The sequence below is a fragment of the Bacillus sp. JK74 genome (assembly GCF_053663395.1).
Map to the genome: position 1 here is coordinate 698900 of NZ_JBSJQB010000002.1, position 22730 is coordinate 721629.

Consider the following 22730-nt stretch of genomic DNA (forward strand, 5'->3'; position numbering starts at 1 on the left):
ATCACCCTTTCTTATGAAGTTTTATGCGCGGGTCTAACAGGCCGTATGCTAAATCAACCAGAAACAGCAGGACGATCAGAATCACACTGTAAAATACGGTCGTTCCCATGATGACCGGGTAATCACGCTGATTGATGCTTTCTACGAAATATTTGCCCATTCCCGGTATGGCAAAAATTTTCTCGATGACGAAACTGCCCGTTAAAATACTTGCGGCAAGCGTCCCGAGCACTGTCACAACAGGCATAAGAGCGTTTTTCAATGCGTGTTTGATCACAATTTTGACGGGAGAAAGCCCCTTTGCTTTTGCCGTGCGGATGTAATCCTGAGTCAGCACTTCGGCCATGCTTGATCTTGTCAGCCGCGCGATAATGGCCATGGGACCGACGGCAAGCGCAACAGTCGGCAGAACCATGTGAACGGGACTCGTCCAGGTAGCTGCCGGAAACCACTTCAGATGAACCGCAAATTGCTGAATCAGCAGCGTAGCCATAATAAAATTCGGAATGGAAATCCCGAGCACCGCAAGGCTCATGGCCGCATAATCGAGAAAGCCGCCGCGCCTGAGAGCGGCCGTTATGCCGAGCGCGAGTCCGGAAATCACAGCGATGATGATCGCCGTTATCCCAAGCTCGAAGGAGACGGGAAATCCGCGTTCAAGCATGGCGTTTACACTGTCTGACGGTTTTTTGATTGAAGGACCGAAATCAAAGGTAAGAATGGATTTTAGATAGATGGCGTATTGAGTGATAAGAGGTTCGTTCAGATGGTAGTAGGATTCGAGATTTCGCTGGACCGCTTCGTTTGTGCCCCGCTCTTCGTTAAAAGGCGAGCCGGGTATCACTTTCATCATGACAAATGTCAGAGTGGTGATGACGAGGACGGTCATAATCATGGCGATAAAACGTTTGATAAAATACCGCAGCAATGCCGTTCACCCCTTTAAGAGAATGTTGTTCTCATGGCGAGTTCTGTCATGACGAGCATGGCCTGATAGGCTTCCGGCATGTCTTTTGCCTGAAATTGAACGATTGTCGTTCCCGGGATGATTTCTGTGCCCGGCATTAAATGGGCCCATTCAGCCTGTCCGTAATTGGCAAATTCAATGCCTAATACAGGTCTTTCAGGCGGAGTCAGCGGTTTGACCTTATCTTTATTTTTGAGCGCATAGGCTGTTTTTTCCGTCAGGAGCCGTCCGGCTTTTTGAGGGGACAGGCATTTGACCGCAGTTCTTGAAATGGTTTGTTTGACGGCGGCAGTCGTCACATTCGGGATCAGCTCCTCCGCCTCTTTTGCGGCGCAATCATCTCCGGCAGCCATGATGACCGGGACATCGTAAAATCCGGCGAGATAGGCATTTAACCCCAGTTCACCGACCGGCTTATCATTTATGTAAAAGTGGCGGACGCCGAATATCATGCTGTGCGACATGACGCCCGGCATCGACGCTCTCGCATGATAGCCGATAAACATCACACCTGAATACGATTCATCAAGCCCCTGCATCATGGAAAACGGCTTGACATCCCCCGTAATCAGCTCTGCCTCAGGGTGAAGTTTTTCCGCGAGCAGATTATTCATCTTTGAGTGGCTGTCATTCACGGTCACTTCCGTGCATCCGTTATTAAACGCTTCTGCGATGCACCAGTTTGCTTCTTCGGTCATCAGAACCCTGCCGCGCTCATAATTGTGCATGCGGGAATTGACAAATGTTTCATCAGGCAGTCCGGAAATCCCTTCCATATCCACAGATAGATACAGTTTCATGTAATGCCTCCTTTTTTACTTAAAATTTCGATATTAAATTATGAATATTCTAACAAATTATATTAAAAAAGGATGAAACATGCAATATACCATTCTGCCATTATAGGAAAAAACAAACCCTTTTCACCGGGAAAAGGGTTTGCTGATAGAAAAAGTTACATACCGTTTTTGTTTATAGGGTGACCCCGAAACTGTCTGACCGCACTTCTGTATTCGCGATCGGGAATGACCTGATGCCTGATCGGTCCAGGAGCCTGCGGCGAAGGCTCTTCATCCGCCTGCTTACGGACGGCATGCGGTTTATGCGCCAGCTTATGTCCCATGCCGGTCGCATTCATGACAAATGATAAACACACTAAAAGCAAGCTTAAGATGAAAGCAATAAGAAACAAATCGCTGTATGTCCCCATCAGCAGGTCATGCGGCGATTGTGTGCCGCGTGCGCCCCGAAGCATGCCGGAAGCATCTCTTTTCGTAAAATACCCTATTAAAACAGGTGCACCCATATAAATGAACAGCCTTAAAAACTGAACGGCCGTCATGCGTTTCACCAGTTCCGGAAGCGGTCCGCCCAACGCGGCGCCCATCAGTCCGGCTGCTACGATAAGCCCTGTCCCGGCCGCCAGCATCACGAAAAGCCCCGCAAATAGAATAAGGGGTATATGATGATCCGCCGTCATCCATTGGAAATTCACGAACACCAGTATAACAGAGCCTGTTATGCCGAGCATGCCCGGACCGACTTTATCATATGCTAATGCACTGATAACAGCGGCGATGGCCACGCCTCCCAAAAGGCTCGCATAAAGGAATATCTGTTGAGTTTGTGACATGTGATATGCGGTCTGAAGCTCCCCGTGAAATGCAGAAAGACTGACCGCTATGGAAATACTGCCCGCAGCGATCATGAAAACACCCAAAATCGGCTTTGGAATCAGCATAAGTTTAATCGAAATCAGCGCATGTTCGTTTCTGTACTGCATGATCAGCAAGATCAGAAGAATGACGATGCTTCCTCCAAATCCCGCCAATGTCTGCCATGATGAAAAGCCCCATTTCGGCAGATGAATAAATGTATAGGCGGTCAGCACGGCTGATACACCCGCTAACAGAAAACCGATGCCGTCAAATGGAGATTTTTCAGTATTTTTATGAGCGTCATCCCGCAGCCACATATAACTGAAAATGAGGCCGAAAAAAGACAGCAGGCCAAAAATGCCGAACAGCAAATGCCAATGGCCGGCGCTTGCCGCCGCCGTGCCTAAAACGGTCCCCATAATGACGGACCCGTAAAATCCGCCGATTAACACAAATAATGCGTAATTCCGGCGTTCAATCGGAAACGAAAGCACCAGCATCGGAATCATAATCATCAGCATAGTGCCCGCCGCAGCTCCCTGTAAAAAACGGCCCGCGGCGAGCGGATAAATATCATTTGTCACAGCAGCAAGCAGCGCTCCGATGACACCCGCGGCCATCGAAATCATATAGACAGGCCGGGAGCCGAATCTTTTTCTTAAATACGGCCCCGCCGGCACGAATAAGGCAAATGCCATATTACCGATAATAATCGGATGAAGAGAGTCAAAGTTTTCCCCGCCGACCGTCTGCCGGACAAGGCTTTGGACAGCCGAAAGAGCGGTATTCGACATCAGCCCCGGCCCGACCGCCAGCACAGCAAGCAGAGAAATGATCCAGTGATGTTTTTCTTTCATTTGACAGCTCCTTTCTTACTATTTGACAAAGTGAAAAAGCTAACAGATTTCCCCCATTAGCTTGACAGAATTTTTTCATATCTTTTCATGTGAAGGATTGAACATAATATCTCATTATTATTTCAAATCCGATGGAAATTGTCAATATAAAGCGCCGCCGTCCGATTTCGTCTTTTTCACAATTTCCCACAATCTTTTCATTATTATCCCACACTTTTTGTTTAAGATGGAGTCAGTAATAATAGGCAAATCATGCTATGATGAAATAGAGAAACGGAGTGAACATGATGGATAACTATCGTGATGAAAATCGGACAGACCAAAAAGAACAGGAAGTCCTTTTAGTAAAAGAAAACCCGCAGCCGGCCGGATATTCCGCGCCGGACGAGGACAAGAAAAAACGAAGCTTCGGCTGGTTCAGACCGCTTCTCGGCGGAGTGATCGGCGGAGGGCTCGCCCTCGGCATCTATACATTTACGCCGCTTGGAGACCATCAGACTCAAGATACTTCCAATCCGGCTCCCGCTCAGGAAACGTCATCGGTAACCGCTAAGCAGACATCTTCTGAATCCGGCAGCGGCAAATCGGCAAACAGCTCATCGGCAAATTCAAGCAGCATTTCGAATATGGTGGAAGACATTTCACCGGCGATTGTCGGAATCACCAATCTGCAAAAGCAGCAAAGCAGTTCCGATTTATTCGGATTCGGATCAAGCTCGGATTCAAACTCTAATTCGTCGGGTGATGATGCGGAAACGGGATCGGGTTCAGGCGTTATTTTTAAGAAAGCAAACGGCAAAGCGTATATCATTACGAATAACCACGTGGTCGAAGGCGCCTCTTCCCTTAAAGTGTCATTATATGACGGCACTGATGTAACAGCTAAACTCGTCGGCAGCGACTCTCTGACAGACTTGGCCGTTTTAGAAATCAGTGATAAACACGTAACAAAAACGGCAAGCTTCGGCAGTTCATCCGCTCTCAGAACGGGTGAATCCGTCATCGCCATCGGTGATCCGCTCGGAAAAGACCTTTCCCGCACCGTCACACAGGGCATCGTGAGCGGCTTAAACAGAACCGTCTCGATCTCCACGTCAGCCGGTGAGTCAAGCATCAACGTCATCCAAACCGATGCCGCCATCAATCCCGGAAACAGCGGCGGACCGCTCTTGAATACAGACGGCAAAATCATCGGCATCAACAGCATGAAAATCAGCGAAAATGATGTAGAAGGCATCGGCTTTGCCATTCCGAGCAACGATGTAAAACCGATCGCCGAAGAGCTTCTCACGAAAGGACAGGTGGAGCGCCCTTATATCGGCGTGAGCATGATCGACTTGGAACAAGTGCCGCAAAACTATCAGGAAGGCACACTCGGCCTCTTCGGCAAACAGCTGAATAAAGGGGTTTACATTCGCGAAGTGGCGCAGGGATCCCCTGCTGCCAAAGCCGGATTAAAAGCAGAAGACATCATTATCAGCTTAAAAGGGAAAGAAACTGACACGGGCAGCGAACTTCGCAATATTCTCTACAAGAATACGAAAGTCGGCAGCACCGTTGACGTGAAGATTATCAGAAACGGCAAGGAAATGACGAAAAAAATGAAACTGACTCAAAAAGAAGAAACCTCTTCTTAACAAAAATCCAAGGCAGCCGCCTTGGATTTTTTTATATACAGCTGAAACTTTAGGCCTGGATCAGCCGTATGACTCAGTGTACAAAGGAGGATACATACACATGAAACAAACCGGACTTTTGCTGGTCGTTACCGGCCTGATCTTGCTGCAGCTGAGCATTCAGCTTCCTCAGCAAAACACTGCTTGGGGAATGACGCTTGGTGCAAGCATTTTACTGAACCTTTCGGGAACCGGACTGATCATGCGCTCTCTGCACACGCAGACCGGCCGCAGATGAATGAAAAAAGCCGCGGGACATTCTGTCATCCCGTGGCTTTTATTTTACATAAAAGCACCCTGTCCGCTGGCCGGACAGGGTGTTTGTTAAGACATATGCTGGTCCCGATAAATCTTTTCGTTTTTCATACCGTACGCTTTTTGCACGATATAGAGCGGACGGTCTTTTGCTTCGTCATAAATCCTTCCGATATATTCGCCGATCATTCCGAGCATTAATAGAACGATGCCGCTGAATAACAGCTGTATCACAATCAGAGAGGACCAGCCCGTAATGGTGCTGTCTGTAAAAAGCTTCATGTATAAAACGATAAACATATAGAGAAAACCCGCTCCGGACATGAGCATTCCCGCATAGCTTGCCGCCTTGAGCGGTTTATGAGAGAACGTTGTGATCCCGTCCATGGAAAGCTTCAGCATTTTTTTAAGCGGGTATTTCGTTTCCCCCGCAAGCCGCTCATCTCGTTCATATTCTACAGCAGTCTGCTTAAAGCCGACCCAGCTGACGAGTCCTCTGACAAAAGGATTTTTTTCTTTTAATCTTTTCATCTCATCACAGACTTTTCTGTCCAGCAGGCGGAAATCCCCGGTGTCGAGCGGAATATCAATATCAGTCACGCTCCGCAGCAGCCGGTAAAACAGAGAAGCCGTCTGTTTCTTGAAAAAGGTTTCTCCCTTTCGTTTCGTTCTGACGGCGTACACCACATCGTAGCCTTCTTTCCACTGCTCAATCATATCAAGGATTAATTCAGGAGGATCCTGCAAATCGGCGTCAATGACGGCGATTGCATTCCCCTCTGCATAATCCATGCCCGCTGTGATCGCGATCTGATGTCCGAAGTTTCTGGAAAAATCAATAATTTTCACTCTCGGATCAATCAGACTTTGCTCTCTTAAAATCTCAATACTGCGGTCTTTGCTTCCATCATTGACAAAGATCAATTCATAATTCTCTTTTGTTTGATCCATGACTTCTTTCAGGCGCTGATAGGTTGTCTGAATGACGAGTTCCTCGTTATAAACCGGGACGACTATTGAATATTGAATATGTCTGCTCATGTTTTTTCCTCCTATTCATCAGATTGCAGTTCGTATAGTGAAGCTGACTGATTCATTCCGCCCGGCCCGCCGCTCATCCGGCTGTTTTTACCCGCGGCCTTGCTGCTTTTTGTATCAGCTGCATCATGATTTTTCGTTTTCTGATCTGTGCTTGATTGCCATTTGTCTGAAGATACTTTCTTTCCGTTTTTCTCAACCCATTCAACAATATCGTTGTTTCCGCCTTTGCCCATTCCGGATGTTAAGAAGTATTTTACTTTCCCTTCTTTTACGAGCTTTTTAAATTGAGTCAGCGTAATGGCCGGGTCAGACCCGCTGAATCCGCCGATCGCCATGACCGCTTTTTTCGTTTTTATAATGTAAGGCGCCGCTGTGTTGGAATCGGTTGTAGCAAATAGATAGTCTGCTCCGGCGTTATGTTTCTCTAAATAGTTGATCAGTTTTGTATTGACAGATGCGTTATCCATTCCCATGCCTTTTCCGCTTGCTGACGCAAGCTGAGGGCCTGTTTCAGGCAATGAGCTGTTGCCTCCGTACAGAAGCGGTGTGCTCGCCCAATAAATCGGCATCACCATCAAGACGAGAAGGGCTGCAAGTGAAACATAGTAACTGAGCGGTTTTTGACGCTGTTTGAACACGAACAGGGCGATTGCAGCCACTGCGCCGATAACACCTGCTCCGATGCTCCAGCCCGCGCCGATTTGATCATTGTAGTTTCTGAGGATAAACAGCTCAAATCCGGTTGTCACAAAAATAGCGGCCGGCAGAAGCCAAGTTTTCCAGCCTGTTTGCTCGCGGTACAGATGAACGAGGGCGACCCATCCCGCACCGGTAAGAGCAGCAATCGGAGGCGCCAGCATAATGAGATAATAATGGTGGAAAAATTCCGCCACACTGAAGAATCCGGCAATCGGCACAAGCCACGCTGCCCAAAAGATCGTTTCCTTCTGTTCTGCTGATAATCTTCTTCTTTCTCTCGCCCCGGCGATCAATAAACCGGCCAATCCAAAAATCGCAAACGGCAGGAGCCAGCTGATCTGATCTGATAATTCTTGTTGGAAGAGTCTCAGCGGACCGGGTGTTCCCGTACCGAACATTCCTGAACCTGACTGCATTTTCGAGCCGGTGCCTGTACCGCTTTTTCCTCCGCCAGGACCGCCATTGCCGCCGTCTCCGCCGCTTGGAGGGCCTCCTTGACCGCCGCTTGGCATTTGGCCGTTAGATGGAGGTGCCGTCATACTGCCGGTTTGTGATTTGTCTCCGCTTGCTGACTGGCCGGGCGGTTTTTGCATTTGTGAAGAACCGCCGGAAGAAGACATCTCTTTCGATGCGTTTCCGTCGGGCCCGCCCTGGCCGCCGGAACTTTGCCCCGTCAGCCGCTGAATCCCGTTATATCCGAAAGCCAATTCCAATACGGAGTTTGTCTGGCTGCTTCCGACATATGGCCTTTTGCCGGCAGGAATATTGTCAACAATGAGCGGCCATGACAATGAAACGGCTGCTAATACGGCCAGCGCGCTTACCAGTGAAATGATTTTTTTCTTAATCGTGGTATTTGCCGCCATCATATAGAACAGCAAGAAGGCCGGTAAGATCATATAAGCCTGAAGCATTTTTGTGTTAAAGCCTACTCCGACGACAAAAAATGCCGCCAAAAGCCAGATCAGTTTTCCTTTTCGAATCGCTTTAAAGAGAAGCCATGTGGCGAACAAGAGGAAAAAGACCAGTAACGCATCGACATTGTTTGTGCGCGCTACGGCTACAGCAATCGGCGTACACGCCATGACAGACGAAGCGATGCGCGCCGCCGTTTTTCCGAACGTCGGCTTTATTAATAAGTACATGAATAGAACTGAACCTACCCCCGCCAATGCCTGAGGCAGGATGACACTCCACCCGTGCATACCGAATATCAGCGCGCTGATCGTTTGAATCTGGTATGTAACAGGCGGTTTATCTACCGTGATAAATCCGGCTGCGTCAAATGAAGCGTAAAAGAAATTATGAAAGCTTTGAAGCATACTCGTTACCGCTGCGGTGTAATAAGGATTCACCGTATCGTCATTCCAGATGTTGTACATATTCAAGAATGCGGAAGCGAGTAAAATGAGGATTAAGACCGCGTCTATCTCGCGTTTTTTCATTTTCACCTGTGTTTTCACTCCTTTTGTTTAACTTTGAACAAGTGTAACAACCAAATGTGAAAAATTTATTAATAAACAAAGACAATTATTTTGCCGTTTACAAATAGGTAAAAAGAATGACAAAACGGGTAAAAAAGCAAAAAAAAGATGCCCCCGTCAAGCCGGGAGGCATCTTTCATTATTTCTGATTTACTGAATCGGTTTCAGCCGCGCTTCTATTTCAGAACGGCGGTGTTCGAGATAAGGCGGGAGCGCAACCGTTTTGCCTAGCTCTTCAGGTTTTTCATCAACCATAAATCCCGGACCGTCCGTTGACAATTCAAACAGAATTCCGTTCGGTTCCCGGAAGTACAGCGCTTTGAAATAATAACGCTCTACAATGCCTGAGTTGCTGAAACCTTCTTTCGTAATGATGCGGTGCCATAAAGCAAGCTCCTCCTCATTCTGAACACGGAAGGCCACATGGTGCACGCTGCCTTTTCCAGGACGCTCGCGCGGAAGATCGTTTCTTTCAATGAGATGGACTTCTGTACGCGCGCCACCGTTTCCGGATTCGAGCACCGTAACCATGCCCCGGTCTTCATGTGTTTCTTTCCCGATTTCAGTGAAGCCCAGCACATCGGTTAACACACGCAGCGTCGGTTCTGGGTACGGGACGGTCAATTCAACGGGACCAAGACCGCGGAAAGAATATTCTTCCGGTATGCCGCTTTGCTTCACCGCTTCACCGATGTCTTTTCCTTTTTCGTCAGCTGTCAGCACAAGCCGCTGTCCTTCATGATCCTGAAAAGCGAGTGTGTCCCTGCCCGCTATTTTCACGATCTCACTGTGAGAGACCTGATGCTCTTCAAATCGTTTTTTCCAATATTGAAGCGCTTGTGCATCCGGAACACGCAGGCCGATTGAAGAAATACTGTTTGTCCCCGCATGGAACGGCGCGATCCGAGGAATCTCGAAAAACGTCAATTCCGATCCCGGATTGGCTGATTCATCACCGTAAAATAAGTGATACATCGTCGGTTCATCCTGGTTTACCGATTTTTTCACAAGCTTCAGCCCCAGGATATTTCGATAAAAATCTAAATTTTTCTGCGCATCAGCCGTCAATGCTGATACATGGTGTATTCCATTAACTTTCATTATGTTATCCTCCAGTCAATTATCTCGATTTCGAGATATTTTATATATACAATTTATGTTATCCGGATCGTAAAGTCAACCCATCTGCTTCACAGACGGTCTGCAGACTGCCGTTCTCAAAATAACGAACTTTTGATATTAAAAAAACCATTAACGTTCGCTTTTAAAACAGTATTTTTTCCTTCTCAAAAGCATAAACCTTTATCTTTTAGGCAAAACACCAAAATCAGAAAATTTATTTTATTCGTGTTTCAGCAATTAGGGTTTACAATATGGAAAATAGTTTTTTCAGCATAACGATTTTACATCTGGAGGGAAAGGATATGCAGATTGAAGAGAATGGACTTAAAAAAGAGATCGGCCTTACCATCGCCCTCTCACTTGTTATCGGCACCATCATCGGTTCCGGCGTATTTATGAAACCAGGCGCCGTGCTTGCCTACTCCGGTGATGCGAAAACCGCGCTTATCGCGTGGCTGTTAGGAGGCATTTTGACGCTTGCCGGCGGCTTGACCGTTGCGGAAATCGGCACTCAGATTCCGAAAACGGGCGGACTTTATACATATCTCGAAGAAGTGTACGGCGAATTTTGGGGCTTTTTGTGCGGATGGGTTCAAATTATCATTTACGGCCCCGCCATTATCGGAGCAATCGGCTTGTATTTCGGCTCTTTGATGGCGCACTTGTTCAATTGGGATTCCGGCTGGTCTAAATTGATCGGAATTTCAGCCGTTTTGTTTTTAAGCATCATTAACATTATCGGAACGAAATATGGCGGCATCGTACAGGGAATTACGACTGTCGGCAAATTGATTCCGATTATCTGCATGATCGTGTTCGGCCTTTGGAAAGGCGATCAGCATATTTTCACAGCCGTCACAAGCAGCATGTCGGAAATGAATTTCGGCGCTGCCATACTGGCCACCTTGTTTGCTTATGACGGATGGATTCTGCTTGCGGCACTCGGCGGCGAAATGAAAAATCCGGAAAAGCTGCTCCCGAGAGCGATGACGGGCGGACTTTTGGTCGTCACCGCCATTTATCTTTTCATTAACTTTGCGCTGCTGCACATTCTTCCTGCGACCGACATCGTCAAACTCGGTGAAAATGCGACCGGCACCGCTGCCGGAATGCTGTTTGGCGACATCGGGGGAAAATTGATCAGCGTCGGAATCATCGTCAGCATCTTCGGCTGTTTAAACGGAAAGATTCTCGCTTTTCCGCGTGTCTCGTTTGCGATGGCGGAACGGAAACAGCTGCCGTTTGCCGGACAGATTTCGCGGGTGCATCCGACGTTCCGCACTCCGTGGATTGCCGTGTCATTTCAGATCGCGCTGGCCATTATTTTCATGATCGCCAGCAATCCCGATAAGCTGTCTGAAATCTCTATTTTCATGATTTATATTTTTTACGTCATGGCTTTTTTCGCCGTGTTTATTCTCAGAAAAAAAAGCGGCGGAAAACCGCGCGCCTACAGCGTGCCTTTGTATCCGATCATTCCTGTTTTGGCCATCGCGGGTTCACTGTTTGTGCTGATCAGCACGATCATTACAGATACACTCAGCTGCGCGCTGTCCCTCTTGATCGGCCTCGCCGGGCTGCCGCTTTATTTTTGGCTGAAAAACGGCAGAAAAAACTGATAAAAACGGTTCCTTTTACGGGAGCCGTTTTTTTTCTGGCAAAATCACGTGCAAAAGTTGACAGCAAATTCACATCTTTTGTTATACTTTTTAAGCAAGATGTCTGAATTCGAAGTATGTTACGTTTTTTTGGCGAAGTGGGTAACATAAGAAAAACAGGATGAGACACGTTTTTACGAAAAAATCAAGAGGCGTTTTTTTCGACTTTATCTGTTTTTTTTCGACAAAAGGCTATATAATAATTTGATGTGTGCATTGTCTCATTCAAACAATGGAGGGTTTTTAATGATAAAAAGAAAAAAAGATAAGTTCTCACTCCTTTTAACAGAAATCGCAAAAAACATAGACGAAACCGCAGAATACTTTGTCAACTTTAAAGTGACGAACCAGACGACTTTAAAGGAATTTGCCGATACGTTAAAAGAGTTTGAAACAAAAGGAGATAATCATGTTCATGTCATGATTAAAGAGCTGAACAAAGCTTTTATCACTCCCATTGAACGTGAAGACATCCTTGAGCTGACAAACAGCCTCGATGACGTGCTTGACGGAATCGAACATTTTTCTGCAATGATGGAGATTTTCTCGATCACTTCTTCAGATGAGCATATCGATAAGTTCAGCGGATACATCAGAGAGTGCGCGAAGGAAATTTTAATCACGATTGAGCTGCTTGCAGAAAACCGATTGAAGGACATTCACCCTCACGCCATTAAAATTAAGGAATACGAGCACAGCTGTGATAACCTGCACCGTAAATCATTAAAAAATCTGTTCGGCACAGAAACCGATCCGATTAAAGTGATTCAGTACCGCGAGATTTACGAAACGCTTGAGGAAATTGCCGACTCTTGCCAAAGCGTTGCCAATAACCTTGAAACCATTATTATGAAAAACGCGTAACGAGGGGTTATAATGGATACTCTATTACTTTTAACGATATTAATTGTCATATGCGCTTTGGTATTTGACTTCATTAACGGATTTCACGATACCGCAAACGCAATCGCCACCTCAGTTTCGACAAAAGCGCTGAAGCCGCGGCACGCAATCGTCATGGCCGCCATCATGAACTTTCTCGGAGCGATGACATTTACCGGTGTGGCGAAAACCATTACGAAGGACATTGTGAATCCTTATACATTAGACAACGGGTCAGTTGTCATTCTGGCGGCTCTACTCGCCGCAATCGCCTGGAACTTGATCACATGGTATTTCGGCATTCCGAGCAGCTCTTCACATGCGATTATCGGAGCGATCGCCGGAGCGGCCATTGCAGCGTCAGGTTTTGCGACGCTTAATTATAAAGGGTTCATTAAGATTATCGAAGCACTTATTTTATCGCCGATTATCGCCTTTGTTCTCGGCTTTATCGTATATTCGATCGTGAAGCTGATTTTTAAAGACAGCAATCTGGCGAAAACAAATAAACGCTTCCGCAGAGTGCAGATTTTGACGGCTGCCATTCAGTCCTATACACACGGAACAAACGACGCGCAAAAAGCGATGGGTATCATTACGATGGCGCTTATGACGGCCAATTTACATAAAAGTGATGCCATTCCTTTTTGGGTGCAGCTCTCTTGTGCCCTGGCAATGGGCCTCGGCACATCCATCGGCGGCTGGAAAATCATTAAAACCGTCGGCGGAAAAATTATGAAAATCCGTCCGGTAAACGGCGTATCTGCCGACTTAACCGGCGCAGCCATTATTTTCGGGGCCACGTTTATTCATCTCCCTGTCAGCACGACGCACGTCATTTCGTCTTCCATTCTCGGTGTGGGTGCTTCCCACCGCGTAAAAGGCGTAAACTGGGGAACGGCTAAACGGATGCTCATTACATGGGTCATCACCCTGCCGATTGCAGGTACACTCGGCGCCATCGCCTTTTTCATCTTAGATCTCTTTTTCTGATGACATCCGCTTCTTTACAGAAGCGGTTTTTTTGTGACAGGAAAATGATGTCATGACATAGAATGAACATAGCAGACCATTTTTCGAATTGTGAGGGATGCTCATGCTTTTGTTTTTTCAGATCATGGTGTGGACGATGGCGGCCGCACTCATTTTATATGTGTACGCATCCTGGCGGTATGAGGCAAAGGTAAAAGAAAAAATGTTTGCCATCCGTAAAACGTGGTATTTACTATTTGTAGTAGGCGCCATGGTCTATTGGACATATGATCCCGAATCGCTCTTTGCCGCATGGAGACAATATTTGATTGTTGCCGTCTGCTTTGCCCTTATTGATGCGTTTATCTTTTTGAGCGCGTATATCAAAAAGCTCGCCGGCAATGAATTAGAGACGGATACGCGGGAAATTTTAGAAGAAAATAACGAAATGCTTCACTCCTATCTTGAAAAACTGAAAACCTATCAATATCTGTTGAAAAATGAACCGATCCATGTATATTATGGAAGTACAGAAGCTTATGCGGAAGGCATCAGCAGACTGCTGGCAGCTTATGGAGAAAAAATGAATGTCACGGCTTCCTTGTGCGACTATTCCGCACAATCGGATAAGGACCGCTTGACGGAGCATATGCCTGATGCGGCGGACGTTCAGTCCCGTCTTAACCGTAAAGACGTCTACTATGATCAAAAAGGCAGGCTTGTGCTTATTCCGTTTACAGTCCAGAACCGCCATTACGTGATCAAACTCACGTCGGAAAACCTGTTGACGGAATTCGATTATTTGCTTTTCACATCGCTAACGAGCATTTATGATTTAATGCTGCCAATAGAAGAGGAAGGTGACGGTTAAATGGAGCAGGCATTTCAAAACGGGCAGCCGGAACAAAGAGCGAAACCGTTCAAAATGTTTAAAAAACGTTCAATGACAAGTATCGCAAGTTACCAGGTCAGCCCTCATACCGCCAGAATTTTCAAAGAAAACGAGCGGCTGATTGACAAGTATAAACAAAAAAAAGCTTGATTACACTAAGGACAGGAGACACGGCTCTTGTCCTTATTCCTTTTTTCCTTATCTTTCATATAATAAAACCAACAAAGAGATGCGACAGGTGATGATGTGAAGAAAATTGTCAGGCGTGTAAAGTTTGTGGATTACGGACGCTTCGGGCTTTCCGCTTATTCGCTGAGGATGCGGGCGAGGAATCTCGGGCTATTGAACCGGTTAAAAAAGAAAAAAGGCTGAATCCCGCAATGTGAACGGGACTCAGCCTTTTTTGTTAAAGCTGCATCAGAATTTTCGCTTTTACAGCGGGACCGTAGACGCCGTCAGACGTCAGTCCGTTTACAGATTGGAAGCGGGCCACGGCATCTGCCGTTTTCGGACCGTAGATACCGTCAATGCCGTTATTGACAGCTCCTTTTTCAGGATAGAAATAAAGCGCGGCGAGCGCGTTTTGCACCTGGTATACCTTTTCACCGGACGTGTACGGCTCTGTCAGCTGAATCACCTCGTCCGGAAGAGAATACAGTGCTTCAACCGGCGGGCTGACGATCAGCACTTGTCCGACTTTAATCAGGTTCGGGTCAGCGATGTTATTCCATTTCTGCAGATCGGCCACGCTGACGCCGAATTTCCGCGCGATCGCCGACAGCGTATCTCCTTTTTGGACGGTATACGTCTGTCTTTCCTCAGAACCGATTCCCGCTTTAAACTCATCCCATGTATCCAGCAGTCTTCTCGGACAAAGCTTTCCTGACCAATGCTTGTGCGCAACGACATTCGCAAGCGGGATGCCGTGCGACGTCATTAATGTGCGGATGAGCCATTGGGCGTTTGCCACGGCCTGTGAAAAGTTGCCGTCTGCATTTTCACAAATTTCAATACCGATGGATTTACGGTTGCCGTCCCCGTTTCCGTCACCGGCATGCCAGCCGTTTTCGTTCAGCGGAAGATGCTGATAAATTTCCGTATCATCGACTGTGAAATGCCAGCTTGTCGGTGTATCGGGATTTTTCACATAGCTTGCGTGACTTTTGGCGTTAGCTCCGACTGCGGTATTGGCTGTATTGTGCACCGTAATGTAAATCGGTGTCATTGCATAGCCTGGGCGGTTATTGTTTCCTGCCGGGATAAAATCCTGTGTGATTTTTACCATATTCTCATCTCTCCTATTTCGATAAATTGTTTATTTTTAATAAAGCCTGCTGTTTTTTCCCTTTTGCTGTAACATAATTGTTTTTAAACCAGGCGGCGGCAGTCGTTATGATTGTAAAAACGGCCGACCCGGCGGCATACAGCGTATCTGCAAGCTGGCTGACCTGGTCCTCCTGAATATTCAGCGGCGATTTGCCGAACATCAGCAAAGTTTGGTTCAATAAAGCAAGCAAAAGAAGCACCGTCCTGACGACCGTGCCTTTGTCCGCAAATTTCATATCGGTTTCCCCCTTACTTTTGCAGCAGATTGTACATGATGGCGATGGCTCCGCCAATGACGCCCGTGCAGATTGCTGTCACGATCGCTCCTGTAATGGTCCGCTTAATCCATGTTGTGTTTTCGTCAATTTTGTTCAGTTTTTCATTCAGCGTCATGATTTGCTGACCCTGCCGGTCTGATACCCGCTCTAATACGGCTACCCGCTGTTCAAGCACCTTTTGTTCACCTTTGATGCCTGCGAATTCTTTTTGCACCGCTTGTTCATCCAGAAGCACTTCCGCTCCCCCCTCTTACATTGTTCTCACCTCCCTTCGGAAGCTTCATTCTTAAGAAAATGCCGTGCCTTTGACAGAAAGGCTCCCGCCGGAAATGCTTTTGATTTCCATGAGGATTTCCTTAAAGCCGGCAATATCAAATGACCACACTTCTTCTGTGCCTGACGTACCGGCGGCTGATGTCCCGTCATCAGACCTGATTCCTCTGATCGGCACATTTTTTCCCGAGATGGATCTCCCCCAAAACGCGACATGGCCCGACTCAGCCGTGCCGGTGATTTCGACGAGAAGTTTTTTCCAAGCGCCCGCTGAGAAGATGCTTCCCTCGCCCGCCTCTGCTGCATTTTCATGAAAAATCACGTCTGTATATGAAAACGCCATATCACCGCCCGAACCGACAGATTGGTATAAAACAAATTCGGACTGTTTTTGATTTCCATTTTCAAAACGGAACCGGTAATATCTTTTTGTCAGGCAGACCCACCCCGAAGCGGTCAGCACTCCGCCTTTTACTGCGACAGAATGTGAAGCTGTCCACGAATTGTTATCCTCGCTCTCTTCGATAAAAAGAGTTCCGCTGCGGTCCGAATAAGCCCACCCCTGTGCTCTGTCTATTAAGACGGCTCCTAAACGGTCTTGTCCGAATTGGCTGTAGACTTCAATCGCTTCTAGCGGCGTATTGGTAAGAAGCTCTGCCATTCCGGACAAATCAGCAATCGGTGTGACATAATCGTTTTTGTTACCGCGATAAGCTTTTACGGCGCCGGGCCTGCCAAGTTGATCGGCGGGAAATTCAAATGAATGCTTTTTCATCGGCCGTCCTCCTTTTCTCATTTATTAAAAATGACAAATAAAAAAAGCCGTTTGGCTTATGACACAGCATTTTTATAGTTTTCGTATGTTTCACCCGTTATTTCTTGAAATTCCTCAGGCGTGATATACTTCGCGGCCACACCTTCAGCCAGATCTTCGGCAGAGCAGTCATCATAGCCCATAGCCTGTTTTACCATTTCTGTTGAGGCCCACTCATAAAACAAGGCGTAAACCCAAAAGTTAAGCTTTTTCATTTTTTCATTCTCCTTTTACGTGTAAGAGTTCCAGTTTTAAAGACGCTAATTGCCTGCCGAGTGACTGCTGCGCTTGTTCGGCTGCTTTTCTGGCCAATTTCTCATTCGCCAGCTGTCCGCCGAGGCCCGCAAGCTGGTTTGAATCGGGAGCCGTATCTTTTTTTAAGCTCTCTTTATATGCTTCGTCAGCGGTTTCCACCCATTCATGTTTCTCTTCATCAAAAAATGGGCGCCACATGCCTTCGCCGTTTATTTCCGGCGGAAAGTCCGCAGCGTTAGGCGGCATCATATAATCTCCTGTCTCAGAATCCGGATAAAGCTCAACCGGAGTGCCTGTATAAATGTTGTCATTGTCATACGGAAATATTAATTTCATATTCTCGCTCCTTTACGTGAGTGCCAAAACAAGGTCAATATAATAGCCGTTCACGTTATTTTCTATATTGGCCATAATTCCCGTCAGCTTCATATCTCCATTAGAATAGATAATAAATTTGCTGTAACCGGTGGTGCCGCTGGCTGCAACCATAGTCACAACGCCTTTGGCCGGCGCACAAGAGGACGGCACACTCCCGAACACCACTTCTCTGTCCGTAAGAACGTGTCCGTTCAGGTGAAGGGTGTTTCCCACTTTGCGGTATTGAAGCGGCCTGTCTCCTGATTTAGCCCCATTTTTATAAGGAACATTTATCCAAGGTACATTCTCAGTATCAAGTTCGGTAACGAGGCGACGCCAGCCCTGCCAGCCCAAGTTCAAATCCAAATAGTTCGTGAACATATTATTTTTATAATCGACGGCAAGGACATACCCAAACGTTCCTTTCCCCTCACTGTCAAGAGAGGTAAAATGAAACATGCCGCGGGTTGAAGCGTTGCTCGGACTGTTTGCCGCTTTGCCGGTTGAATAAAAGGTGCCGAACGCCCTGCCGTTTTTAACGATTTTTTCAAGAAAGTTATCATCATCACCAATTGTCAGAAGATAGCCGCCGTTATCGTTTGTTATTTTCGAAAGCTGTGCGCCGTTCCACATATCTTTATCCGCCTGTGTGACATGAATATCTTTTTTATTGGCGTGAGCGTCTACTTTTGCTTGAGAGCCTGAATCTGTTTCTTGTTGGCTCCATTCCGACCATACGCCTTTAGTGCTGAAACTTCGGACGTATATGGGATTTCCGGCGGCCACTGTGTCTATAAACATTTGGACAAAAGTCGGTGATGCTCCGCGGGTTCTTTGCATGACAATTAATTGTCCGTATTCCGCAGGCTTATTTTCCGTATGCTGAACTGATATATAGTAGATGCCGGACGTTTTTATATTGTCTAAGTTTGTTTCCGTTACCGTTTTAGCATTCCCGTCATTGTCAGTCAGATTGAATAACTGCCCTGCATTCCATTTGTCTTTGTCAGATTTGGTTACATGAAGATCTGTTTTGTCGGCATGCTCATTTACTTTTGCTTGTGCTCCGGCAGCTGTTTCAAATGGCATCCATTCCGTCCAGATGCCGTTTTTCAGCGTTTTTCTCCAAAATCCCCCGTCATCTGAGAAAGCGACCGCCTCTCCGTTATTCTTTGAAGAATAAAGGTATATACCCTCTGACGGTTTAGGCGGGGTATTTATTCCAGTTGCAGCTGCCGAGAAAGTAAAGGTCTTATTCTGGCTGGCAGCGGTCTGATGAAAATCCTGTCCGTCAGAGATATTAATAAAAGCGGAGCCATTATCTTTTGTGATTTTAGAAAGCTGAGCACCGTTCCAAACAGCCCGCTCTTCTTTCGTCACATGCCGGTCCAGATCTTGATTGTGCTGGTCGAAATCTTTTTTTGCTGCCTGCTGGACGTTGTCCACGTTTCCGAGGCCGATTTGCGCCTTTGTCGTTTTGTGCGGGTTGTTCATGTCGTTTTTATGGGCCGCCAGATCCGTGTGGGCGTCTTTTATGCCTTTTTCCCAGCGGTTGACATCATCTTCATTAATCGGATCGTCCGGAAGCCAGTCTGTTTTTTCTTCGTAAGCCATCGTTACACCACCTCAAAGGTAAATCTTAAATCAAGCGTTCTGTTATTGCTGAGATCTAAATTTGTTTTTCGTTCTGTAATGACGCTTCCTGTTTCGTCAAGCATCTGCACGGTTTCAATGTGTTTGACGTCTTCTTCCCTGCGTGTGAGAACGGTGACTGCGGCATCTTTTACGGAAATGTCCGCAATCGGAGTTTCTTTGCCGTTTAACAGCACTTTTGTGATCCTGTTTTTCAGATCGGCTGCGGCACGCTGTCTGTAAGCGGCTGATATCATGGTAAGACCACCTCGTTATTGTTGAGTGTGACGGAATAACCGACCTTCAGTTCACTGACTTTTCGGTATCTCCGATTGTTGAGAATGACCCGGTCTTTGATTTCCAGTGTTTCGTTTAATGCGGCTCTCAGTGTATACGCCAAATGAGCGGGTTTGATTTTTTCAAGCGTTTCAATCAGCTCGTTCATGTGCTGCAGGTCATCAAGCCCGATATCGGCATAAAAACGATACTGCCCCGGGAACATCCGAACATAAGCTGACGGATGTTTTAAAAAACGGTTTAGCGCCTGCTCGATCGCTTGATGGGTGATGGGCGGAATATTCGACATCTTCGAAATCAGCCTGAGCCGTCTCATATCCTCCGTGTCACCTGATTCCCGCGGTATTTTTAATATTTTTTCCCAGCGGTCAAGCCCCCATGTCGCCGTCGTGATAAAGAGCTGATCGGTCAAATCGAAAATATCGTTATTCTGCCGCTCAAACTCAGGAGCTTCCGCCTCAAGCAGTTGTGCCATCTCTTTTAATCGGGTTAAAAACGGCGGGAGGTACGCCGTCATCTCATCGAGTCTGCTCAAGGATTCTCACCTCTTTGAGTTTAGGAATTTCCACGTCACTGAGCACGAGGTTTTCCGCCGCACCGTTCATTTTGATATCGGCGTAGTCACTGACGGATGCCGAGTTATAAACGATGTTGTTAATTTGTGATAAACGGACGGTGTTTTCTTCGAAGGCCATTTTCTTAAATAAATTCAGGACGCCTTTTTCAATCTCCGCTTTTACGTCATCGATCGAGCTGTTCAGCTCAGGCAGCACGGAAGCGGAGATTTCGATTTCTTTCCATACGGCGCTTTCCACCGTTACTGCCGCTCCGATCGGCGCCTGTCCTTCTCCCTGCCCTTCGTCCGGATCAATATAATCCTTTACTTTTTTGATCAGAATATCTGATGCCGGTTCCAAATTCGCATTTGTGATGACAACTTTCACCGTTCCGTCTCCGTTCCAAAGCGGGAAGATTTTCGCCCTGCCGACGCCGTCAACCTCTTCGGCCCATTGTTTATAATGCTGTTTATTTGCGCTGACTGCTTCCCGGCGGACACGGGTAAAATAGCGCGCCCTTAAGCTGTTGTCGTCTTCTTCCTCACGGCCGGGAATCAATATATCGCGCACGACTGCTTTCTCAAGCCCGGGTATCGTATCAAGCGGCAGCAGGTTTTGCCCTGAAATGCCGGCATTGCCCGCTTCACCGGCTGTTTCACATTCAAGCGTTCCATCCCCCGTATATTGAAAATACAGGTTATCAACGAAGAAACGGGAGCCTGGCGGAATGGTGATGCCCGCTGTGAATTCTCCGGCTCTGACCGCTTTTGTGGCAGGTGTTCGTTCAATTCCCGCTTCAGCAGCACGCCTGTCCAGAAATTCTCCCTGAGCCGTATCGGAAAACACGAGCTCCAGCACGGTATCCAGCCAAATATAAGACTTTGCGAGCTCAGCGGCCGCAGGCGCGAGCGCATTGTAAATGACGCTGCCTTCTCTCGTATCAATGTCCGCCGTAACGCGCGCCAGCATTCTGTCCATAATGTCGTCAAACGTCTGAGCTTCAAACATCCTCACCCAGCACCTCCTCTATCTCAAGCATGCCCTCATCAGTTTCAACGGTAAAAGAGACGGTGAAGGCATCATCTTTTTTCTCAATCTCAAAATTGGTAACGGCCAAAATCCGGTCATCATACAGCAAGGCTTCTTCTATCAGTCTTGGAATCTCCATTTTTTTATAAGCATCCGTCGTGTTCTGATCTGAAAGCACTTCCTGAAGTTCGTTTCCGATATCATGGCTGAAAACCGAATATGAATACCGTTCTGTGTGAAGAGCGATATAGACGAATTGTCTGATTGCGTCCAGTCCGTTAATCAGTTCATTGGTAATCCGGTTGTTTTCAAAATCAATTCGGTAGGTTTGTGAAGTCTCAACGGCCTCACTCGCATCCTCCAAATCTTCAAATTCGATTTCCGGTGTCAGGGCCATTGCACCCGCTCCTTTTAGATTTGTTCATGTAAAAAAGCCCTCTTCGGCAGATGAAGCGGCTTTAATAGGCTGATATTCTCGTATATCTCCGTCCGGATGACGGTTAAATTTTGTCCAGTACAAAGAAAGACTGTCCTCCTGTTAAAGCGGCGGTCATCACCCGATCACCCGCCTGGAGCTGATCCTCTCCCCCGGCTCTCAGCCGCTTCGGCACAATGAGTGCATCAGACGGAATCAAAAGTTTGTCGTGATCTTTCAGTTTCAGCTCGAGCGGCGAAACGGAGGTCACTTCGGCCGGCATCAGCTCCACCGGCGCTTCAGCGTCAACCGCTCCGACGGCTAAATGTTTAATGGCATCACTTAATCTCATCAGGCTGTCCCCTCCGGAAGTGAATTTTTCTCCGTGACGTCAATCGTCATGGTATGTTTTGTTCCTTGGAATTCATGGCGGTCCGTATCTACATAATAGGTTTTCTTCAGCCCGATTTCCGGAATTGAAATATAGACGGGCAATCCGCTTTCCAACCCAGGAATACCGATCGCCTGTATATTTTTCAGCTCTTTCTTAATGCCTTTTTTCTCAGCCTGCTTCACTTTTGCGCGCTGTTTCAGCTGGGCTTCGTTAATGTCGTCAGAAACTGTTTCGGTATACTGCAAAACGCCGAATGTTTTCATGCCGGCGCTGTCTGAGGCAGAAGCCTTTATCGTTTTATTGTCTTTTTGCAGCCGCATGACGACACGGGTTGCGGTGTCATCAATTGAGGTGCTGTATTGATACCCTGTAATATTAACTCCTGTTTCCAGCACCCATATGTCAGACGGCTCCGGCCATTCACGCAAGCCGAGCCTGCCTTTTTCTGAATAGAGCTGATAATTGCGCCCCGTCTGGCTTTTTGTCTGCTTTAACGCTTTTATCATCATATCGTAAAGGCTTGTATCATTTTTAAAAACGAGTGATTTAATGGTATGGCCTGTGTTGGCAATGGATGTGACGGGAATTTGAAAATCGCTGGCGATCCTTTTTAATATTTGATCGGCGCGCTTGTTGGAAAACACGTAAACGTCCTGGTTTTTCACAAGGTATTGGAGCATATCGTATGCGGTGAAGGCGACGGTATGCTCATCGGGCGTTCTTGCAAAAACAATGCCGCGGAACAGCTCTTTTCCGTTCCATTTGAACAAAACCGTATCCCCTTCTGATACGCCGTAATACGTCTGGCTGCCCTGCTTTACGACAATCGTCGCTTCGATGGAGCGGGGCGCCTGATATCTGTGTCCTTCCAGCGTTACGCTTTCTGTGACAAGCTCAAGCCACTCCGTTTCTTTTATGACAAATAGTTCAATCATCTTTT

General features: G+C 47.0%; 27 protein-coding genes. 8 read left to right on the forward strand and 19 right to left on the reverse strand.

The genetic code is table 11. From position 1 onward, the window contains the following. Position 1 precedes the first annotated feature (1 nt). The 3 genes from ACWJJ5_RS07835 to ACWJJ5_RS07845 all read right to left on the reverse strand — a co-directional run bounded on the left by ACWJJ5_RS07835 (position 2) and on the right by ACWJJ5_RS07845 (position 3482). Positions 2 to 928 (reverse strand): ABC transporter permease, encoded by a 927-nt coding sequence (locus ACWJJ5_RS07835; protein WP_044053133.1) that lies wholly within the window; start codon positions 926 to 928, stop codon positions 2 to 4. Positions 929 to 942: 14 nt separating this feature from the next. Beyond that, positions 943 to 1767 carry a M55 family metallopeptidase gene (locus tag ACWJJ5_RS07840; protein WP_094247015.1) on the reverse strand — a complete coding sequence of 275 codons (825 nt, stop codon included), beginning with the start codon at positions 1765 to 1767 and terminating at the stop codon, positions 943 to 945. 155 nt (positions 1768 to 1922) lie between these two features. After that, a complete protein-coding gene (locus tag ACWJJ5_RS07845; RefSeq protein ID WP_454022326.1) occupies positions 1923 to 3482 on the reverse strand; it encodes an MFS transporter in 1560 nt (519 codons plus the stop codon). A gap of 287 nt (positions 3483 to 3769) precedes the next feature. Here ACWJJ5_RS07845 and htrA point away from each other — a divergent pair, with 287 nt between their 5' ends. Together htrA and ACWJJ5_RS07855 are read left to right on the forward strand one after the other, a co-directional pair. Then, complete coding sequence (htrA, locus tag ACWJJ5_RS07850; protein ID WP_152036128.1) at positions 3770 to 5119, forward strand: serine protease HtrA; 1350 nt, start codon at positions 3770 to 3772, stop codon at positions 5117 to 5119. 100 nt (positions 5120 to 5219) lie between these two features. Further along, on the forward strand, positions 5220 to 5396 hold the full coding sequence (locus ACWJJ5_RS07855) for a hypothetical protein (RefSeq protein WP_165408949.1): 177 nt from the start codon (positions 5220 to 5222) through the stop codon (positions 5394 to 5396). Between the two features lie 86 nt (positions 5397 to 5482). Here the strand turns inward: ACWJJ5_RS07855 and ACWJJ5_RS07860 are convergent, their stop codons facing one another. The 3 genes from ACWJJ5_RS07860 to ACWJJ5_RS07870 form a co-directional block, all read right to left on the reverse strand. Next, the gene (locus tag ACWJJ5_RS07860; protein ID WP_204530487.1) at positions 5483 to 6454 is read right to left on the reverse strand and encodes a glycosyltransferase family 2 protein; all 972 of its coding nucleotides are present in this window, start codon (positions 6452 to 6454) and stop codon (positions 5483 to 5485) included. Positions 6455 to 6465: 11 nt separating this feature from the next. Beyond that, entirely contained in the window at positions 6466 to 8604 is a 2139-nt protein-coding gene (locus ACWJJ5_RS07865) for a glycosyltransferase family 39 protein (protein WP_454022327.1), read from the reverse strand. 183 nt (positions 8605 to 8787) lie between these two features. Beyond that, positions 8788 to 9738 (reverse strand): ring-cleaving dioxygenase, encoded by a 951-nt coding sequence (locus tag ACWJJ5_RS07870; RefSeq protein ID WP_176283281.1) that lies wholly within the window; start codon positions 9736 to 9738, stop codon positions 8788 to 8790. Positions 9739 to 10061: 323 nt separating this feature from the next. On the opposite strand from ACWJJ5_RS07870, the gene ACWJJ5_RS07875 reads away from it, so the two are divergent. The 6 genes from ACWJJ5_RS07875 to ACWJJ5_RS07900 all read left to right on the forward strand — a co-directional run bounded on the left by ACWJJ5_RS07875 (position 10062) and on the right by ACWJJ5_RS07900 (position 14535). Further along, on the forward strand, positions 10062 to 11378 hold the full coding sequence (locus tag ACWJJ5_RS07875) for an APC family permease (protein WP_003154801.1): 1317 nt from the start codon (positions 10062 to 10064) through the stop codon (positions 11376 to 11378). Positions 11379 to 11663: 285 nt separating this feature from the next. Next, the gene (locus ACWJJ5_RS07880) at positions 11664 to 12281 is read left to right on the forward strand and encodes a DUF47 domain-containing protein (protein WP_003154804.1); all 618 of its coding nucleotides are present in this window, start codon (positions 11664 to 11666) and stop codon (positions 12279 to 12281) included. Between the two features lie 12 nt (positions 12282 to 12293). Continuing rightward, positions 12294 to 13292 carry an inorganic phosphate transporter gene (locus ACWJJ5_RS07885; protein WP_003154805.1) on the forward strand — a complete coding sequence of 333 codons (999 nt, stop codon included), beginning with the start codon at positions 12294 to 12296 and terminating at the stop codon, positions 13290 to 13292. A 103-nt stretch (positions 13293 to 13395) separates the two neighbouring features. Continuing rightward, on the forward strand, positions 13396 to 14142 hold the full coding sequence (locus ACWJJ5_RS07890; protein WP_057079950.1) for a type II toxin-antitoxin system SpoIISA family toxin: 747 nt from the start codon (positions 13396 to 13398) through the stop codon (positions 14140 to 14142). After that, on the forward strand, positions 14143 to 14313 hold the full coding sequence (locus ACWJJ5_RS07895) for a type II toxin-antitoxin system SpoIISB family antitoxin (RefSeq protein ID WP_003154807.1): 171 nt from the start codon (positions 14143 to 14145) through the stop codon (positions 14311 to 14313). Positions 14314 to 14409: 96 nt separating this feature from the next. After that, positions 14410 to 14535, forward strand: a complete 126-nt coding sequence (locus ACWJJ5_RS07900) for a hypothetical protein (protein WP_003154809.1) — start codon at positions 14410 to 14412, stop codon at positions 14533 to 14535. A gap of 34 nt (positions 14536 to 14569) precedes the next feature. Here ACWJJ5_RS07900 and ACWJJ5_RS07905 read toward each other — a convergent pair whose 3' ends face one another. The 13 genes from ACWJJ5_RS07905 to ACWJJ5_RS07965 all read right to left on the reverse strand — a co-directional run bounded on the left by ACWJJ5_RS07905 (position 14570) and on the right by ACWJJ5_RS07965 (position 22725). After that, on the reverse strand, positions 14570 to 15448 hold the full coding sequence (locus tag ACWJJ5_RS07905) for an N-acetylmuramoyl-L-alanine amidase (protein WP_045207177.1): 879 nt from the start codon (positions 15446 to 15448) through the stop codon (positions 14570 to 14572). Between the two features lie 13 nt (positions 15449 to 15461). Then, a complete protein-coding gene (locus ACWJJ5_RS07910) occupies positions 15462 to 15725 on the reverse strand; it encodes a phage holin (RefSeq protein ID WP_003154813.1) in 264 nt (87 codons plus the stop codon). A 13-nt stretch (positions 15726 to 15738) separates the two neighbouring features. Continuing rightward, entirely contained in the window at positions 15739 to 16002 is a 264-nt protein-coding gene (locus ACWJJ5_RS07915; protein WP_146276589.1) for a hemolysin XhlA family protein, read from the reverse strand. Positions 16003 to 16053: 51 nt separating this feature from the next. Beyond that, positions 16054 to 16815, reverse strand: a complete 762-nt coding sequence (locus tag ACWJJ5_RS07920; RefSeq protein WP_146276587.1) for a phage portal protein — start codon at positions 16813 to 16815, stop codon at positions 16054 to 16056. Between the two features lie 56 nt (positions 16816 to 16871). Beyond that, the gene (locus tag ACWJJ5_RS07925; RefSeq protein ID WP_003154819.1) at positions 16872 to 17069 is read right to left on the reverse strand and encodes an XkdX family protein; all 198 of its coding nucleotides are present in this window, start codon (positions 17067 to 17069) and stop codon (positions 16872 to 16874) included. Positions 17070 to 17073: 4 nt separating this feature from the next. Beyond that, the gene (locus ACWJJ5_RS07930; protein ID WP_070081681.1) at positions 17074 to 17445 is read right to left on the reverse strand and encodes an XkdW family protein; all 372 of its coding nucleotides are present in this window, start codon (positions 17443 to 17445) and stop codon (positions 17074 to 17076) included. A 12-nt stretch (positions 17446 to 17457) separates the two neighbouring features. After that, positions 17458 to 19080, reverse strand: coding sequence for a pyocin knob domain-containing protein (locus tag ACWJJ5_RS07935; RefSeq protein ID WP_146276585.1), 1623 nt, complete (start codon positions 19078 to 19080; stop codon positions 17458 to 17460). A 2-nt stretch (positions 19081 to 19082) separates the two neighbouring features. Continuing rightward, positions 19083 to 19355 (reverse strand): hypothetical protein, encoded by a 273-nt coding sequence (locus tag ACWJJ5_RS07940; protein WP_003154822.1) that lies wholly within the window; start codon positions 19353 to 19355, stop codon positions 19083 to 19085. After that, a complete protein-coding gene (locus ACWJJ5_RS07945) occupies positions 19352 to 19930 on the reverse strand; it encodes a YmfQ family protein (RefSeq protein ID WP_007407262.1) in 579 nt (192 codons plus the stop codon). The genes ACWJJ5_RS07940 and ACWJJ5_RS07945 overlap by 4 nt, the downstream gene beginning before the upstream one ends. Continuing rightward, positions 19914 to 20960 (reverse strand): baseplate J/gp47 family protein, encoded by a 1047-nt coding sequence (locus ACWJJ5_RS07950; protein ID WP_070081679.1) that lies wholly within the window; start codon positions 20958 to 20960, stop codon positions 19914 to 19916. Before ACWJJ5_RS07950 ends, ACWJJ5_RS07945 begins: the two co-directional genes overlap by 17 nt. Beyond that, on the reverse strand, positions 20953 to 21378 hold the full coding sequence (locus ACWJJ5_RS07955; RefSeq protein WP_020955689.1) for a DUF2634 domain-containing protein: 426 nt from the start codon (positions 21376 to 21378) through the stop codon (positions 20953 to 20955). Before ACWJJ5_RS07955 ends, ACWJJ5_RS07950 begins: the two co-directional genes overlap by 8 nt. A 103-nt stretch (positions 21379 to 21481) precedes the next feature. Continuing rightward, complete coding sequence (locus tag ACWJJ5_RS07960) at positions 21482 to 21748, reverse strand: DUF2577 family protein (RefSeq protein ID WP_146276583.1); 267 nt, start codon at positions 21746 to 21748, stop codon at positions 21482 to 21484. Then, positions 21748 to 22725 (reverse strand): XkdQ/YqbQ family protein, encoded by a 978-nt coding sequence (locus ACWJJ5_RS07965; protein WP_146276581.1) that lies wholly within the window; start codon positions 22723 to 22725, stop codon positions 21748 to 21750. The genes ACWJJ5_RS07960 and ACWJJ5_RS07965 overlap by 1 nt, the downstream gene beginning before the upstream one ends. Between the last annotated feature and the right edge of the window lie 5 nt (positions 22726 to 22730).